Source organism: Acidobacteriota bacterium (genome assembly GCA_016700075.1).
In the GTDB taxonomy this organism is placed as follows: Bacteria; Acidobacteriota; Blastocatellia; order Pyrinomonadales; family Pyrinomonadaceae; genus OLB17.
In genome coordinates this window covers 874,968-889,637 of sequence record CP065000.1, presented here as the reverse complement: position 1 = coordinate 889,637, position 14,670 = coordinate 874,968, and the positions used below count along the sequence as shown (strand labels likewise).

The following is a 14,670-nucleotide window of genomic DNA, read 5'->3' as shown; positions in this document are numbered from 1 at the left end:
AATGTTGGGCTAAAGCCCGTGGATCATTGTTGCCGGAGTTCCACTAGCTGAAGCTAGTGGCAATTCAACGATGCGGGCAGGGTCGCCCGCGTTCCGGCGGTTACGCAGCGGCGGCGACTACTTTTTGGGCGGCGTCGTTCATTCCGGTTGCGGGGATGATGCCGATGCCGGAGTTTGCTAGTATTTCGCGGCCTGCTTCGACGTTTGTGCCTTCGAGGCGGGCGACGATCGGGATCGAGACGCCGAGGTTCTTGGCTGCGGCGACGACGCCTGAGGCGACCATGTCGCAGCGGACGATGCCACCGAAGATGTTGATCAGCACGGCTTTGACGTTGGTGTCGGCGAGCAGGATCTTGAACGCCTGTTCGACGCGTTCCTGCGAGGCACCGCCGCCGACATCGAGGAAGTTCGCCGGTTCGCCGCCCGCGAGTTTGATGATGTCCATCGTTGCCATCGCGAGTCCGGCACCATTGACCATGCAGCCGATGTTGCCGTCGAGCTTGATGTAATTGAGGTCGTATTTTGAAGCCTCGATCTCGAGCGGTTCTTCCTCGGCCAGGTCGCGGAGTTCGGCGAAATCTTTGTGGCGAAACATCGCGTTGTCATCAAACGTGACCTTAGCGTCGAGAGCGATCAGGCGGTTGTCTTTGGTGAGCAGGAACGGATTGATCTCGACCAAGGATGCGTCAATTTTCTCGTATGAGTCGTAGAGCGAGAGCATGAACTTCGACGCCTGGCCGATCAGTTCAGCCGGAATGCCGAGGCCGAATGCGAGCTTGCGAGCCTGAAAGCCACGCAGGCCGACTGACGGGTCGATCGTCTCTTTCAAGATAAGCTCAGGAGTTTCCTCAGCGACCTTTTCAATGTCCATGCCGCCAGCGGACGACGCCATAAAGACGTTGCGGCCCGTGACGCGGTCGAGCGTGATACCGAGGTAGAATTCACGATCGATCGGCAGGCCTTCTTCGATAAGGAGCGTTTTGACCTCTTGGCCTTCGGGGCCGGTCTGATGCGTGACGAGCTGCATTCCGAGTATCTCGGATGCAAGCTGTTTTGCCTCAGCAGGCGATTTAGCGAGCTTGACGCCGCCGCCTTTACCGCGGCCGCCGGCGTGGATCTGAGCTTTGACTACACAGACGTCGGTGCCTAATTCGATCGCTGCAGCCTCAGCCTGTTCAGGCGTGGTTGCAACAATGCCGCGTGGAACGGGAACGCCATATTCTTTCAAGATGGCTTTACCTTGATATTCGTGGATCTTCATAAGGTCAGAACCGCCAGCCCAGGCGGGCGGTATGTTGAAAAAGACGTTAAATGGCGGTCACGACAGAACCGCCCGCTTTCGCAGGCGGTTCTATCAGATCGCTATGGGATATTAATGACCAGCTTCAGCAGTTTCCATTCGCCGTCGCGCATCACGTATTCGTAATCGTAACGCACCTTGTACGGTTTGGTCGGGAACTCGCCCTCGGCCATCAGGATGCTCAGGCCTTTCTCCTTGCGGATCGAAGGTTCGGTCGTGAATTTCGCATCTGTCTTCGCGACCTTTTTGAGGATCGGGACGACGACCGACTTCTTGTCGGTGTAGGACTTGAATGCTGTCCTCATCTCATCGACAGTGTACGAACTCTGGAAATCCTGCGACGCACTGTCATGCAATTCGGAGAAATCACCGCTGTTGACGGCATCGGCGAAGTCCGAGATCGTGTCTTTCACAAGGCCCTCAACGACGTCGTTTGACGGCACACTGTCATCGGCCGATTCGGACTTTTTCGCGTCTGACGGCGTGTCGGCCGATCTTGAAGTATTCGATTCGCTCGCGAGATTGCCAAGGTCAAAATTCTTGCCGCACGTACAGCCCAACGCGATCAGTGCGACGATGGCGATAGCGAAAACTCCGCTCGCCTTTGCGTCCTTGCCAAAAAATAAACTAGTTAGAAGGGGGAACATAGTTTTTACCTCGTGTTTTATTGCGATCTTTCGACTAGCTCGAGCAGCGAGCGTATGGCAACGCCGGTCGGGCCCTTTGCCTGATGTGCCCTGACGCCGTCGTTCCATGCAGTGCCGGCAATGTCGAGGTGGGCCCACTTGGCCTTGTCGATGAACTCCTGAATAAAAACAGCACCCATAATGGTGCCGGCCTTGCCGGCAGGGCCGATATTCTTGATATCAGCGATGTCGGACTTGATGTCCTTGCTGTACTCGGGGCCGACGGGAAGCTGCCAAAAGCCTTCGCCCGTTTGCTTTCCGCAGGCAATGATCTCGTCCATCAGGCCCTGATCGTTGCCCATTACGCCCGTGTTGTATCCGCCGAGAGCGATGATGACCGCACCCGTGAGCGTTGCCATATCGACGATACGCGTGGCGCCCTGTTTTTCAGCGTAGGCGACCGCATCCGCAAGTACGAGACGGCCTTCAGCATCCGTGTTCAGTATCTCAATGGTTTTGCCGTTCATAGCGGTAACAACGTCAGCCGGACGCGAAGCTCCGCCGTCGGGCATGTTCTCGACCGCTCCGATAACGCCTATGACCGGCACTGACGGCTTGAGCAGTCCGATCGCCCGCATGGTACCCATTACGGTGGCGCCGCCGGACATGTCGTATTTCATCGCTTCCATGCCCGGTCCGGGCTTGAGCGAAATACCGCCGGTATCGAACGTGACCGCCTTTCCTACGAGTGCGAGCATCTCGTTGTTCTTTGCCGTGCTCTTGGCGGGCGTGTAGCGCAGGACGATCATCTTTGCGGGCTGCGTAGTGCCTTTTGTAACGCTTAGGATCGAGCCCATGCCCATTTTTTCCATCTGAGCTTCTGTCAGAACCTCGCACTTCAGGCCTGCCTCTTTGGCCATCGCCTGAGCCCGTTTCGCCATTTCGGTCGGGTGAAGGATATTGGGCGGTTCATTGGCCAGATCGCGGGTGAAGTTCATCGAATCGCCGATGATGCGGCCGCGGTTGATGCCGTTCTTCAGATCAGCAGGTTTTGCTCCGGAGATATAGATAACGCCGGCAGTTACCTGGTTCGTCGAGCGGTCTTTGGTCTTATATTTGTCGAGCTCGAACTGGCTCGTGATCATGCCCTGAGCAGCGTACTGAGCAACGGCAACTGCATCACCGCTGATCCTGGCGTCGAGAGCAAAGCTCTTGATGCCGCGTTTACGCAGAAACCGCGTCGCGGTACCTGAGAGTGTGGCTACGGCAGGCACCTTATAGTCCTTTTTTTCGCCAACGCCGACCAGCAGCAGTCGGCTCGCCTTCCCACCACTTTTGGGCGTAAATCGGATCAGAGCAGTGTCGCCCGATTCGCCTTTGAAATCTTCGTTCGCGAAAAGGTCGGCGATCAGCCCGCCCGTCAATTTGTCCAATGCCTTCAGATCGGCTGACGAAGCCTTTTCATCCTTGTAAACAGCCGCAACCAGTGCTTCCGCATTTGCTTCGGAAAACCCGCTCGAGATACCCGTAATTTTCATCAACACCTCGTAAAAATAATGATTTTAGTTAAACGTAAACGACCCTTTATCTTAAACTCAACGAAGCCTTTGTTTCAACTCGGCCTGCGTCTCTTTCGCGATGGTGCGTTTCATTTCAGTTTCGCGTTTGTCGTAAAGCTTCTTGCCCTTTGCCACGCCGATCTCAAATTTGATCCGGCCGTTCTTCCAATAGATACGTGTCACTACGAGCGTCATGCCTTTCTGCATTGTTTCTTTCTGCAGTTTTTCGATCTCGCGGCGGTGCAGCAGCAGTTTCCTCGGACGCAGAGGATCATGATTGTTGATATTTCCGTGGGAATACTGTGAAACGTTCGCACCGAGCAGCCAGACCTCGCCGTCCTTGATCGCAACGTAAGACTCCTTTAGCTGTATTCGGCCCGCCATTATGCTCTTTACCTCACTGCCGACCAACGCTGCACCGGCCTCGAATTTGTCGAGGATGTGGTACTCGTGAAAGGCGAGCCTATTGGTAACGATGTCTTTTTCTGCAGACATAGAGTGCGCGCAGGGAAATGCCTAGCTTGAATAGATTCTAGCATTTACGCGGCGGGAATCACCTGTCGGGCGGACTGCGTATGTTGACAACCCAAGCGGCGGAAACGTAAATTATTAATAGCGCTGGGAGATCGTCTAATGGTAGGACTGCAGTCTCTGGATCTGCCTATCGGGGTTCGAATCCCTGTCTCCCAGCCAATTTTTTCGTTCAGAGTGTTGCCTTTAGGCGGTTCACGGCTGAAGCCGTAACTCTGAACATTCACGCCTAAAGGCGTAACTCTAAACTGCCTATGGACGGCTGGCACGAGACCGAAATACGCGTCCGGTACGCCGAAACCGACCAAATGGGCATAGTCCATCATTCCAACTACGTAATTTGGTTTGAAGCCGCCCGCAGCGACCTCTGTAGGGCGCGCGGTTTTTCTTACAAAGAAATGGAAACGGACGGCGATTCGCTGATGGTCGTCGCCGAGACGTATTGCCGCTTCAAATCGCCGGCTTATTATGAGGACGTACTGACCATACGGACACGGGTCGCTGAAGTGAGAAGCCGCAGCCTGCGTTTCTTTTATGAGGTTTACAGGTCTGCCGACGACACGCTGGTCGCCGAAGGCGAGACCATGCACGTCGTGACCGACCGAAACAAGAAAGTGAAATCGCTGCCCGAATTTTATCGTGACCGCCTGCTGCTCAGCGAAGAGAGGTCATTCCCGCCGGATAAAGCGCCAAGCTAGGAACAGTGGCCGGTGGTCAGTGGTCGGGCCCGAAATTTCAAATTCGAAATTCCAAATCCAATACCGAAAACCGAAAAGGCAAAAACAGAAACCCGAGATCTTGCTTCAAGACAGGTTCATTTGAGAGTTAGGGCGTCAGCCTTTAGACTAGAGCCATGCCCGGTGCCGGACTTGCCGAAATTTATTTTATTGTCGCGATGATGATCCTGATCTTGGTCATATGCGCGGTTTCGGTCTATTTCTTCTTCAAAACCTATAAGAAAGAAATGCGGGAAAAGGCAGAACGCGAACAGAAAAAGGCTGAGGAGACGAAAGCCTGAAATGCCTCATTCCGATCTGTTAGACCCGAAAAAAGCGGCTCTTGCCGTCATTGATATTCAAGAAAGTTTTCGCAACGCGATCCCTGATTTCGACACCATTGCCGTCCGTGCGTCGGTCGCGGTGCAGGGCTTTCAGATACTTGGACTGCCGGTTCTCGTGACCGAACAATACCCGAAAGGCCTCGGGCATACGGCTGAGGAAATTCGTCGTGTGCTGCCGGAAAATTTCGAGGTTTATGAGAAAACGGCGTTCAGTTCGTGCGGTGCTTCGCAATTCGTCGAAAAACTGCGTGAGCTCGGCGTAGAACAGGTCGCCGTATGCGGCATCGAAACGCACGTCTGCGTGAATCAGACCGTCCACGACCTGCTCGATCACGGCTTTCAGGTACATATTTTGAGCGACTGCGTGTCGTCGCGGTTCGAGTATAACCGCCTTATCGGCCTTGAGAAGATGCGGCGAAGCGGCGCCGTGCCGTCGTCGATCGAGATGGCTTTTTTTGAACTGATGCGCGATGCCCGTCACGAGCAATTCAAGGCGATACAGGCCCTGATCAAGTAGTAAATGGATCTGCTTTCTTCACTTAATCCGCCTCAGAAAGAGGCCGTAACAACGACCGAAGGGCCGCTGCTTGTTCTTGCGGGAGCGGGCTCGGGCAAGACGCGCGTTATAACGGTCCGCATCGCGTATCTTATTGCAGAAAAAGGGGTTGCACCGCACAATATCCTCGCCGTTACATTCACTAACAAGGCGGCGGGCGAGATGCGAGAGCGTGTCGAAAAGCTCCTGCAGGGCCAGCGTTTGCGATCCGCACCGCTGATCGCGACGTTTCACAGCCTTTGCGTCCGGCTGCTGCGGCAGGACATCGAATCGCTCGACGAAGACTATACAAAGTCGTTCACGATCTACGACACCGACGATTCGCTGAAGGTCGTAAGGGCGTGCGTCAAGGACCTCGGTTTTGACGAAAAACAGCTCAATCCTCGCAACGTCCGCAACGCCATCAGCTCGGCAAAGAACCGCGGCCACGACCCGCAGACCTATCTGGCCCGTATCGACACTTACGATTCGAAACGGCAGCAGATCGCGGCCGTTTATGAGCTTTACGAGAAGCGTCTGAAACTTGGGAACGCACTCGATTTCGACGACCTTCTGATCGTCGCGGTGCGGCTGCTGAAACGCTGCAGCGACGTCCGCGAAAAGTATAACGACCGCTTCAAATACATCCTCGTCGATGAGTATCAGGATACGAACGCATTGCAGTTCGCGCTGATAGACCTGCTCACGGAAAAGCAGAAGAACGTATGCGTGGTCGGCGATGACGCACAGAGCATATACGGTTTTCGGCAGGCGGATATTCGGAACATTCTCGAATTCGAGAAGCATTTCAAGGACGCGAAAACCATTCTGCTTGAACAGAATTACCGGTCGACGCAAACGATCCTCGACGCGGCGGACGCGATCATCAGCAACAACGTAAACCAGAAGAAAAAGAAGCTCTGGACGGCGAACGACGGCGGCGAGAGGCTGTTCTATTATCAGGCGTATGACGGCGACGGGGAAGCGAGATTTGTCGCATCGCAGATCGATAAGATGATGGCACGCGACGACAAACTGAAGTTTGCCGTGCTGTATCGAACGAACGCTCAGTCGCGGCTTTTTGAGGAAGCCCTGCGTCGGCAGCGTATCGATTACAACATCGTAGGCGGCTTTTCTTTCTACGAGCGCGTCGAGGTAAAGGACATCATCGCGTATCTTAAAGCCGCGATGAATCCTTTCGACAACATAGCGATACTTCGCATCATCAACACGCCGCCCCGCGGCATCGGCAAGACGAGCCTCGAAGAACTGCAGAGATACGCAGCATGGAGCGGCGGTTCGCTGTGGACGACTTTGATCGCGGTGACGGACCGCGAGGTTCCTGCACAGACGAACCTAACAACACGAGCACGCGAGGCGTTGCGCGGCTTCAAGGAAACGATGGACCGCCTGATCGCCAAAGTGAACGAACCTCGTTCGTCCGAACGGCATGTTACCGAGATCGTGATCGCCGCGATCGAGGAAACGGGGTACGGCAATGCCCTGAGAGCCGAGGATACTGAAGAATCCATCGCGAGGCTCGAGAACCTGGAAGAACTCGCTAACGCCGCCGCCGACTACGACAAACAGGACGAGAATGGCCTACGAGATTTTATTGATCACGCGGCACTTGCTTCGGATACGGACAAATACGACCGCGACGCGAAAGTAACGCTGATGACCGTTCACGCCGCGAAAGGCCTCGAATTTCCGGTTGTCTTTCTCGCGGGCCTTGAGGACGGCATTTTTCCGCATTCGCGTTCGATACACGATCAAAAAGAGCTTGAGGAAGAACGCCGGCTTGCCTACGTGGCCATCACGCGTGCGGAAAAGATGCTTTTCCTGACGCATGCGATGCGGCGGCGGACCTATGGCGACGAATTTGCTGCGGAGCCTTCGCAGTTCCTCAACGAATTGCCGTTGGAACTGATCGAGGATCTCTCTGACAGCGCGTCGTGGCTGTCGTACGCTCGCAGCGGGACCACAGCAGCGGCGAAAGCCGCAGTATCGGCACTTCGCGGTGAAGCAGAACCCCCGAAACCGCGAAATGTCTATACCGGAAAGACTTATAACAGTGCCGATGCCGTAGCCGAATTTTTCAAGATGCGGCAGAGCGGAGCGGCATCGCCGGAACCGCCTAAGCCATCTACTCCGGCATCCACGCCGATGGACAGGCTTCGTGCCGCAGCGTCACCGGAGCCGAAACCGCGTTCGAACGGCATCGAGCCCGGAAAATACGTCGTTCACGCGAAATACGGCCGCGGGCTCGTGTTGCGGCGTGAGGGAAGCGGCGATACGGCAAAATTGACGGTCAGTTTTCCGGGATTCGGGCAGAAGAAGCTGGTCGAGAAATTTGCGAATCTGCAATTGGACAGAACCTGACCGCACAATGGTTCGTTTAGAAAAATAATGAAAAATAACTACACAGCGATCTTAGCATTGTCATTTGTGGCTTTCGCCGCCTTGGGCTGCAGTTGGATGAATCCGTTCTCGGGCGGTTCGAACGGTTCGGGCGGCGGTGCCTCGTCCGGCAACAAGACCGTCACGGACAAGGCGGTCGATACAGTAACCGGCGAGTCGAAGATCGGCATTCCCGAATGCGACGAAGTCCTCGACATGATCACTGCCGAGGCGAATAACCCCGATGACAATTTCGTCGCAAAAGCGGCGAAAAATCTCGTCTTTAACCGAATAAAAGACGGCATTCGCGACGCGGTCAAGCAAAACACGAAGAGCAAGGAAGAGATGGCAAAGCTCTGCCGCGATTTCAAGCAGGAACTGCTAAAGACCAAGAGTGAGCAGGCGAAATAACGCCTGCCTTACTGTCTATCGGTTTCTTCTTTTATTATCTTGGCGGCCCATTCTGTATTGGGATAGCTGCGTTTCAATATCGCGATCATCTGATTCCGCAGTTCGTAGTTTCCGCCGCAGCCCCACTTGTTCCAATCGTTGGACTGGATCATCAAATACAGAGCCTCAGGTAGCTGTTTGTCGGCCGGTGAACGCCGCTGCCATGCGATGACCCGCTGAGCGAGGAACTTCGGTGCATCGCCGATATCTTTCAAGCGCTTGCGTTCGTTCTTTGCCGCCGTGGTTTGCGCCGGCTTCAAAAAGCCAGGCGGCTTTGGCGGCGCAAATTCGCTGTTCTCGTCACTTTCCTCACCCTCATACGGCTCGCACCACCAGTCGTTAGCGTCCCACGCTCCGGATTCATTATCGAGCCTGCCGATGCCGGATTCGATGAAAGGCGTCAAGATCGGGTTCTTGATGACGAAATAGAGCAGGGCGTTCTCGCGTGCCGCAGGTGACTGTATGGCGGCGATCTCGTCGAGCGCAGCTTTCATATCGGGACGATATCGTACCAGCTCCGGCTGTGCCCGCCGCATCGAGGCGGCGTCATTCAGCAGCCAGGCACGCGTCCACGACGCGATCGCGAAGCGTTCACGAACCGGTGACGGCAAATACTGCGAACCTATCGCTTCCAGCATCAACGCGGTCGGGAAATGGTGATTCAGGGATTCGATGGTCGCATCGTCCAAGAGTTGACGGTTCTCGAACAAACGATACTTGCCGTACTGCCGTTCGATGTTTGCTTCGTATTCCTCTCGGCCTTCTTTGTCGTATTCCGGATCGAAAAAGGACTTTTGTTCTGCGATGATGTCCTCGATGGTCCCGGTCGTGCCGCTGAAATCAAAATTGAACGCAGTTCGGACCGAATAACGAAGAAAATCGTCCATCGTATCGGTCGTTCTCAGTTTGAGTTCGAGGAACGAGTTCCTCGCCGAAGCATTCAACAGGTCGCCGGACGCCAGCATGCCGTCGATCAGTCGTTTTGCGTCCGCTTCGCGGCCGAGGTCAAGATAAAGCCTTGCCGCATGATAGGCAATGGTCGTGTAGGCCGCGGAAGTGCGGTTCGCGTTTTCTGCCGCTTCAAGCACCCGCTTGAGATCCGGCGAAGTCCGTTCGGCTTTGGAAATGGCGGACGCCAGCCAGTGCTCGCCGCCCGTTTCGCGAAAACGTGCCACCGCATATTGGTAGGATTCGGGGCTTTTCATCTGATAGTTCAGGATCCAATCCGTCATTTCGCTGCGGCGAAGAATCTCCGGCACGAGACCTGGCGTCAAGGCCTCGTCGCCCCAATAGCGGCCTTCGTAGCCGCCGCTGTTCGTATCACGGATGCGGCCGGAATAACCTTCCTTTCGGCCCTCGATCACGCGTTTGCGCATATCTTCTGTCAGTGGTTCGCCGGCTACACGCTCGGCCTCGGCAAGTGCCTCGGCGTCGGAAGCATCGGCACGGACGAAGATCGTCCAGCTCTTAGTGAAATCCTCATTGCTGAAGAATATCTGTATCTCACCCTCTTTCGGTGTCGGAGTCGTTTCAGGTGTAGAGGCGGGCGACGGCTCTGGCTTTTCGCCGCTTTCTTTTTTCTTGCGGGCTTCTTCGGCCTCCAGCGACTCGCTCGTGAACCGGTCCACAAGCCAGATATAATCGATCACATCCTGACGGAAGCTGTCGCCGCCGCCCGCCCCCGCGAGCCTGCTTGCCAGTTCTTGTACGCGTTCTTTCGGCTGTGTTCGGTAACGTATGAGCGAGATGAGTTTCTCGGCCGGGAAACCGAACTTTCCGCCGCGTGAAGCTATACTCTGCAGATGCGTTTCGGCCTCTTCATAAAGCCGCTCCGTGGCATCTCTTGACCGTGAAAGGCTGGCCTGCCGGATCAGAGTGCGGCCCACCAGGTAATCCGCGGTCTCGGCCCACGGCGACGCCGTATCCTCAGCAATTGCCGCAAAACGGCTCCGTGCGGATCGAAAATCCATCGAATAAAAATCTGCCGCGGCCAATTGATACGCACGGTCTTTCTGCAGCCACTCAGGCGCACCTGCGGGAGCTTCTTCAGGCGGAGTTTTGCCCTCGGAACAATTCAGAAACACGGCGTCTTGGGCACGTATCCAGTTCTGTACGTTCGGGTCGCTGCTGCCGTTGGACGAAACGCGGGAATTTAGTGTCTCAAGAGCTGTTTCGAACGCATTCTTCGTGCAATTAGGAAAGAATTCGTAGCCGCCCCAACGCCGCTCCGCATAGATCTCCGGAACTGGCTGTTCTTTAGGAACCACCTCCGCACGCCTCGCGATCCACGCTCGGACAGCGTCGTCAATGCTCAGATCGGCAAAATCTCGATTCTCAAACTCTGCCCTCCAAACGTCCACCAACGCGGTCTGCTCTGCCCCGTTCAGCCCGCCGCCGTTGATATGCCTGTAGGCCGCGAAAAGGACGGAACGCCTGAAACTCGGCTTGATAATGCCCAGCTGTCCGGAGGCGTAATTAGAAAAAGGGCGTTCCGGCGATTTGTTCGTATCGAATATCGGCGACACATATCCCGGACCGCACGGAAGTGCGTTAGAAAGAAGCCCGAGTACCAAAAACGCCGAGATGAGAAGGGTCCTTGTTCGATTCATATAGGTTGGAGGTGAGCAGTACCGACAACAAATATACCGCACTCGGCCTCAAGAGCAAAAAAATCCCGGAAAGCTCAGTACTTTCCGGGACAAATTCCTGATTCAGCGAAGATCAGACGCTCATGACCTCGGATTCCTTGTTCTTCGCAAGTTCATCGATCTTTGAGACGAATGTGTTGGTAAGTTTCTGAACATCATCAAGCCCGCCACGCTCTTCGTCCTCGGAAATTGCCTTGTCCTTGAGCAGCTTTTTCAGCAGGTCGTTGGATTGGTGGCGAATGTTTCGAAGGGCGATACGATGCTCTTCGGCAAATTCGTGGATCTGCTTTGCAAGCTGCTTGCGGCGCTCCTCGTTCAGCGGCGGAACGGGCAAGCGAATAAGCTTGCCGTCATTTGACGGGTTGAGGCCGAGATTTGCGCCAATGATCGCTTTTTCGACGGCGCCGAGCTGGGAAATGTCCCACGGCTGCACCGTCATCAGCTGCGGCTCCGGTACGGCGACCGACGCCATCTGATTCAACGGCGTGGGCGTGCCGTAATAATCGACCACGACCGAATCCAGAAGGCCGACCGTCGCGCGTCCGGTGCGGACGTTGGCGAGCTTCCGCTTAAAATCCTCAATGACCGATTCCATTTTCGGCCCTGTTTCTTTAACTACATCTTCTGCGCTCATATCAATTAGTGACGAGAGTACCGATGCTCGTGTCTCCGCTCAAAGCCTTTATTATATTGCCGTTCTCGAGCATGTTAAAGACCATGATCGGAAGGTCGTTGTCGCGGCAAAGCGAGATGGCTGAAGCGTCCATCACATTCAGCCGCTTTTCGAGCACTTCCTGAAACGTGATCTTGTCAAATTTGGTCGCCGTCGGGTCTTTCTTCGGATCGGCGGAAAATATGCCGTCGACCTTAGTTGCCTTAAGAATGACATCGGCTCGGATCTCAAGTGCCCGAAGCGATGCCGCAGAATCGGTAGTGAAATACGGATTTCCCGTCCCGGCGGCAAATATCACGACCCGCTTCTTTTCCAAATGGCGTATCGCCCGACGCCTGATGAACGGTTCGGCAAGCTGCGGAATGTCGATGGCCGACATAACGCGGGTATAGACATCCGCTTTTTCCAAAGCGTCCTGCAGAACGACGGCGTTCATGACCGTGGCAAGCATGCCGATATAATCGGCTGCCGCACGGTCCATGTTGCCCGCAGATTCCGAAACGCCGCGAAAGATATTGCCGCCACCGACGACGATCGCGATCTCACAGCCGAATTCGTGAACTGTCTTTAACTCCTCCGCAACCGATGCCGCAACAGCGACATCAATGCCGTAGTTTTGCGAGCCCATCAGAGCCTCGCCGGATAGCTTGAGAAGAATCCGGCGAAAAACCGGAGTGGTCGGTGGTCGGTGGTCGGTGGTCAGCGTCATCTGTCCGATCTAGTTTTTCTTCCAAGCGAATTTGATATTCCGTTTATGAGTCTATCAACTTCGGCGGCCTTATCCATAACGCGATCTTGTTTCTCGCGGGTCGAGTAGTTTCGCATTTCTGCTACAAGCGTCTGTGTCTCAGTTTCCATCAGCGAACCGTACGAAATGGATAGGTGGTTAATGAACACGCGTGTTGAATTCCGGCCCTGCCCTTCCGCAATATTCGAGGCGACCGAAACTGCCGCCCTTCTGATCTGAATCGTGAGGCCAAAACGTTCTTCCGAAGGGAAATCTTCCGTTAGGTCATAAACCGATCCGACCAATTCCATTGTCCTTTTGCCAGGCGATCAATTGGCGATAGTTTTGAACAGACATCTCCTCTGACCACCGGTCACCGACCACTGACCACTGCTACCCGACCATCGAAGCGACCTCTGCCGCGAAATCGTCCTGCTTTTTCTCGATGCCTTCGCCCATTTTGTAGCGGGTAAAGCGTCGGATCGTGATGTTTTCCTTGATCGAAGCGACCTTTTCGGTGACGAGTTCGCCGACGGTTTTTGCCGGGTCTTTCACGAAAGGCTGATCGACAAGAACATTTTCTTCATAGTACTTGTTCAGACGCCCGTCGATGATCTTTGCGAGTACGTCTTCGGGCTTGTTCGCGTTTTTCGGATCGTTCTTGAGCTGCTCCATCAGGATCTCCCGCTCTTTGTCCAGGATGTCCGAAGGGACTTCCGAACGATTCGTGTAAAGAGGGCTCGCCGCTGCAATGTGCATGGCAACGTCCTTTACCAACTGTTGAAATTCTTCGCCGCGAGCGACAAAGTCGCTCTCGCAGTTGATCTCGACCAGAACGCCGACCTTTCCGCCCATGTGAATGTACGAACCGACTGCGCCTTCTGCCGTTACACGGCCGGCCTTTTTATCCGCCGTAGCGATACCTTTTTTACGCAGGATCTCGACGGCTGCCGCCTCGTCGCCGTTTGCCTCGACGAGAGCATTCTTGCAATCGATCATTCCTGCACCTGTCTTTTCACGCAAAGACTTAACTGCACTTGCTGTAATTTCCGCCATAATATTTCTCCGGTAATAAAATCTATTTATGAAAAAAGCGTAGCTCGTCTCCCGCGGGGAAATGAGCTACGCCATACTCTTGATGTTCAGGCTAGCTCGCCTTTGCTTCGCTCGATTCCTCTGTGTCCGCAACAGGCTCTGCCGCAGGTTCTTCGACCGTTTCGCCGGCGGGAGCATCTTCTGCTGCAACTTCGGAAGCAGTTTCCTCCACCGACTCTTCCAATTCCGGCTCTTCGTCAGGAATATCTTCGGATTCGATCTCGGCGACCTCATCCTCAGAAAGGAATTCTTTCGGAATAGCTGTCAGCGAACCGATCTCAGCCGTATCCGCACTTTCGTCTTCGGTCTCTGCGGTTTCAGCCACAGCAACGCCGCCTTCCGTTCCGATCTGCTTGCCTTCAAGGATCGCATCCGCGATGCGCGAAGCGAACAGTCGGATCGCACGTAATGCGTCGTCGTTGCCCGGGATGACATGGTCGATACCTTCCGGCGAGCAATTTGTGTCAACGACGGCCACGATCGGGATATTTAGCTTGTTAGCCTCTTTGACCGCAATGTCTTCTTTACGAACGTCGATGATAAAGAGCATGTCCGGATGGCCGTTCATGTCCTTGATACCCGCAAGGTTCTTCATCAGCTTTTCGTGTTCGCGGTCGAGCTGCAGACGCTCTTTTTTCGTGAGCATCTCGGCACGGCCGTCCTCACGCATCGCTTCTATCTCTTTCAGGCGATTGATGGATTTCTTGACCGTTTCGTAGTTCGTCAGCAGGCCGCCGAGCCAGCGGTTGTTGACATAAAACTGTCCGCAGCGTTCCGCCTCTTCTTTGATGGCGTCCTGAGCCTGACGCTTTGTCCCGACGAAAAGCACTTTCTGATTCGGCTTTTGCGAGAACGATTCCGTGACGAAATTCAGCGAATCGCGGAAAAGCTTCTGCGTTTTCTGAAGGTCAATAATATAAATGCCGTTGCGTTCGCCAAAGATGTATTCCTTCATCTTCGGGTTCCAACGGCGTACCTGGTGTCCAAAATGAACTCCCGCTTCGAGGAGTTCTTTCATCGTTACTGTTGCCAAAACTTTATCTCCTTGGTTTATGTACTCGGCGAA

The 14,670-nt window shown here is 54.6% G+C and carries 14 protein-coding genes, 1 tRNA gene and 1 pseudogene; 6 read left to right on the top strand and 10 right to left on the bottom strand.

The window, feature by feature from the left end; genetic code table 11:
- Positions 1–100: 100 nt before the first annotated feature.
- The 4 genes from sucC to smpB form a co-directional block, all read right to left on the bottom strand.
- Positions 101–1,261, bottom strand: coding sequence for an ADP-forming succinate--CoA ligase subunit beta (gene sucC, locus IPM50_04100; GenBank protein QQS33772.1), 1,161 nt, complete (start codon positions 1,259–1,261; stop codon positions 101–103).
- 101 nt (positions 1,262–1,362) lie between these two features.
- The gene (locus IPM50_04095; protein ID QQS33771.1) at positions 1,363–1,947 is read right to left on the bottom strand and encodes a hypothetical protein; all 585 of its coding nucleotides are present in this window, start codon (positions 1,945–1,947) and stop codon (positions 1,363–1,365) included.
- A gap of 17 nt (positions 1,948–1,964) precedes the next feature.
- A complete protein-coding gene (locus IPM50_04090; protein ID QQS33770.1) occupies positions 1,965–3,464 on the bottom strand; it encodes a leucyl aminopeptidase in 1,500 nt (499 codons plus the stop codon).
- A 57-nt stretch (positions 3,465–3,521) separates the two neighbouring features.
- Entirely contained in the window at positions 3,522–3,980 is a 459-nt protein-coding gene (gene smpB / locus IPM50_04085) for an SsrA-binding protein SmpB (protein QQS33769.1), read from the bottom strand.
- Positions 3,981–4,104: 124 nt separating this feature from the next.
- Between smpB and IPM50_04080 the strand changes: the two genes are divergently transcribed.
- The 6 genes from IPM50_04080 to IPM50_04055 all read left to right on the top strand — a co-directional run bounded on the left by IPM50_04080 (position 4,105) and on the right by IPM50_04055 (position 8,422).
- Positions 4,105–4,178, top strand: a tRNA-Gln gene (locus IPM50_04080).
- Positions 4,179–4,270: 92 nt separating this feature from the next.
- Positions 4,271–4,714: an acyl-CoA thioesterase gene (locus IPM50_04075; protein QQS33768.1), complete on the top strand. Its 444-nt coding sequence runs from the start codon at positions 4,271–4,273 to the stop codon at positions 4,712–4,714.
- A gap of 155 nt (positions 4,715–4,869) precedes the next feature.
- Positions 4,870–5,034: a hypothetical protein gene (locus tag IPM50_04070; GenBank protein QQS33767.1), complete on the top strand. Its 165-nt coding sequence runs from the start codon at positions 4,870–4,872 to the stop codon at positions 5,032–5,034.
- Position 5,035: 1 nt separating this feature from the next.
- Positions 5,036–5,593, top strand: a complete 558-nt coding sequence (locus IPM50_04065) for a hydrolase (GenBank protein QQS33766.1) — start codon at positions 5,036–5,038, stop codon at positions 5,591–5,593.
- A gap of 3 nt (positions 5,594–5,596) precedes the next feature.
- On the top strand, positions 5,597–7,993 hold the full coding sequence (locus tag IPM50_04060) for a UvrD-helicase domain-containing protein (protein ID QQS33765.1): 2,397 nt from the start codon (positions 5,597–5,599) through the stop codon (positions 7,991–7,993).
- Between the two features lie 27 nt (positions 7,994–8,020).
- Positions 8,021–8,422 carry a hypothetical protein gene (locus tag IPM50_04055; protein ID QQS33764.1) on the top strand — a complete coding sequence of 134 codons (402 nt, stop codon included), beginning with the start codon at positions 8,021–8,023 and terminating at the stop codon, positions 8,420–8,422.
- 8 nt (positions 8,423–8,430) lie between these two features.
- Here IPM50_04055 and IPM50_04050 read toward each other — a convergent pair whose 3' ends face one another.
- The 6 genes and pseudogenes from IPM50_04050 to rpsB all read right to left on the bottom strand — a co-directional run bounded on the left by IPM50_04050 (position 8,431) and on the right by rpsB (position 14,637).
- Positions 8,431–11,070: a hypothetical protein gene (locus IPM50_04050; GenBank protein ID QQS33763.1), complete on the bottom strand. Its 2,640-nt coding sequence runs from the start codon at positions 11,068–11,070 to the stop codon at positions 8,431–8,433.
- Between the two features lie 112 nt (positions 11,071–11,182).
- Positions 11,183–11,743, bottom strand: a complete 561-nt coding sequence (gene frr / locus IPM50_04045) for a ribosome recycling factor (protein QQS33762.1) — start codon at positions 11,741–11,743, stop codon at positions 11,183–11,185.
- A 1-nt stretch (position 11,744) separates the two neighbouring features.
- Complete coding sequence (locus IPM50_04040) at positions 11,745–12,491, bottom strand: UMP kinase (GenBank protein QQS33761.1); 747 nt, start codon at positions 12,489–12,491, stop codon at positions 11,745–11,747.
- Positions 12,488–12,866: pseudogene (locus IPM50_04035) on the bottom strand (four helix bundle protein). Before IPM50_04035 ends, IPM50_04040 begins: the two are co-directional and overlap by 4 nt.
- 36 nt (positions 12,867–12,902) lie before the next feature.
- Positions 12,903–13,565: a translation elongation factor Ts gene (gene tsf, locus IPM50_04030; GenBank protein ID QQS33760.1), complete on the bottom strand. Its 663-nt coding sequence runs from the start codon at positions 13,563–13,565 to the stop codon at positions 12,903–12,905.
- Positions 13,566–13,656: 91 nt separating this feature from the next.
- Complete coding sequence (gene rpsB / locus IPM50_04025) at positions 13,657–14,637, bottom strand: 30S ribosomal protein S2 (protein ID QQS33759.1); 981 nt, start codon at positions 14,635–14,637, stop codon at positions 13,657–13,659.
- Between the last annotated feature and the right edge of the window lie 33 nt (positions 14,638–14,670).

Excerpts from the sequence above, each read along its gene's own strand:
- tsf (QQS33760.1), bottom strand. The coding sequence starts at position 13,565 with ATGGCGGAAATTACAGCAAGTGCAGTTAAGTCTTTGCGTGAAAAGACA.
- IPM50_04050 (QQS33763.1), bottom strand. The coding sequence starts at position 11,070 with ATGAATCGAACAAGGACCCTTCTCATCTCGGCGTTTTTGGTACTCGGG.
- IPM50_04065 (QQS33766.1), top strand. The coding sequence starts at position 5,036 with ATGCCTCATTCCGATCTGTTAGACCCGAAAAAAGCGGCTCTTGCCGTC.
- smpB (QQS33769.1), bottom strand. The coding sequence starts at position 3,980 with ATGTCTGCAGAAAAAGACATCGTTACCAATAGGCTCGCCTTTCACGAG.
- sucC (QQS33772.1), bottom strand. The coding sequence starts at position 1,261 with ATGAAGATCCACGAATATCAAGGTAAAGCCATCTTGAAAGAATATGGC.
- frr (QQS33762.1), bottom strand. The coding sequence starts at position 11,743 with ATGAGCGCAGAAGATGTAGTTAAAGAAACAGGGCCGAAAATGGAATCG.
- IPM50_04095 (QQS33771.1), bottom strand. The coding sequence starts at position 1,947 with ATGTTCCCCCTTCTAACTAGTTTATTTTTTGGCAAGGACGCAAAGGCG.
- IPM50_04075 (QQS33768.1), top strand. The coding sequence starts at position 4,271 with ATGGACGGCTGGCACGAGACCGAAATACGCGTCCGGTACGCCGAAACC.
- IPM50_04060 (QQS33765.1), top strand. The coding sequence starts at position 5,597 with ATGGATCTGCTTTCTTCACTTAATCCGCCTCAGAAAGAGGCCGTAACA.
- IPM50_04070 (QQS33767.1), top strand. The coding sequence starts at position 4,870 with ATGCCCGGTGCCGGACTTGCCGAAATTTATTTTATTGTCGCGATGATG.
- IPM50_04055 (QQS33764.1), top strand. The coding sequence starts at position 8,021 with ATGAAAAATAACTACACAGCGATCTTAGCATTGTCATTTGTGGCTTTC.
- IPM50_04040 (QQS33761.1), bottom strand. The coding sequence starts at position 12,491 with ATGACGCTGACCACCGACCACCGACCACCGACCACTCCGGTTTTTCGC.
- IPM50_04090 (QQS33770.1), bottom strand. The coding sequence starts at position 3,464 with ATGAAAATTACGGGTATCTCGAGCGGGTTTTCCGAAGCAAATGCGGAA.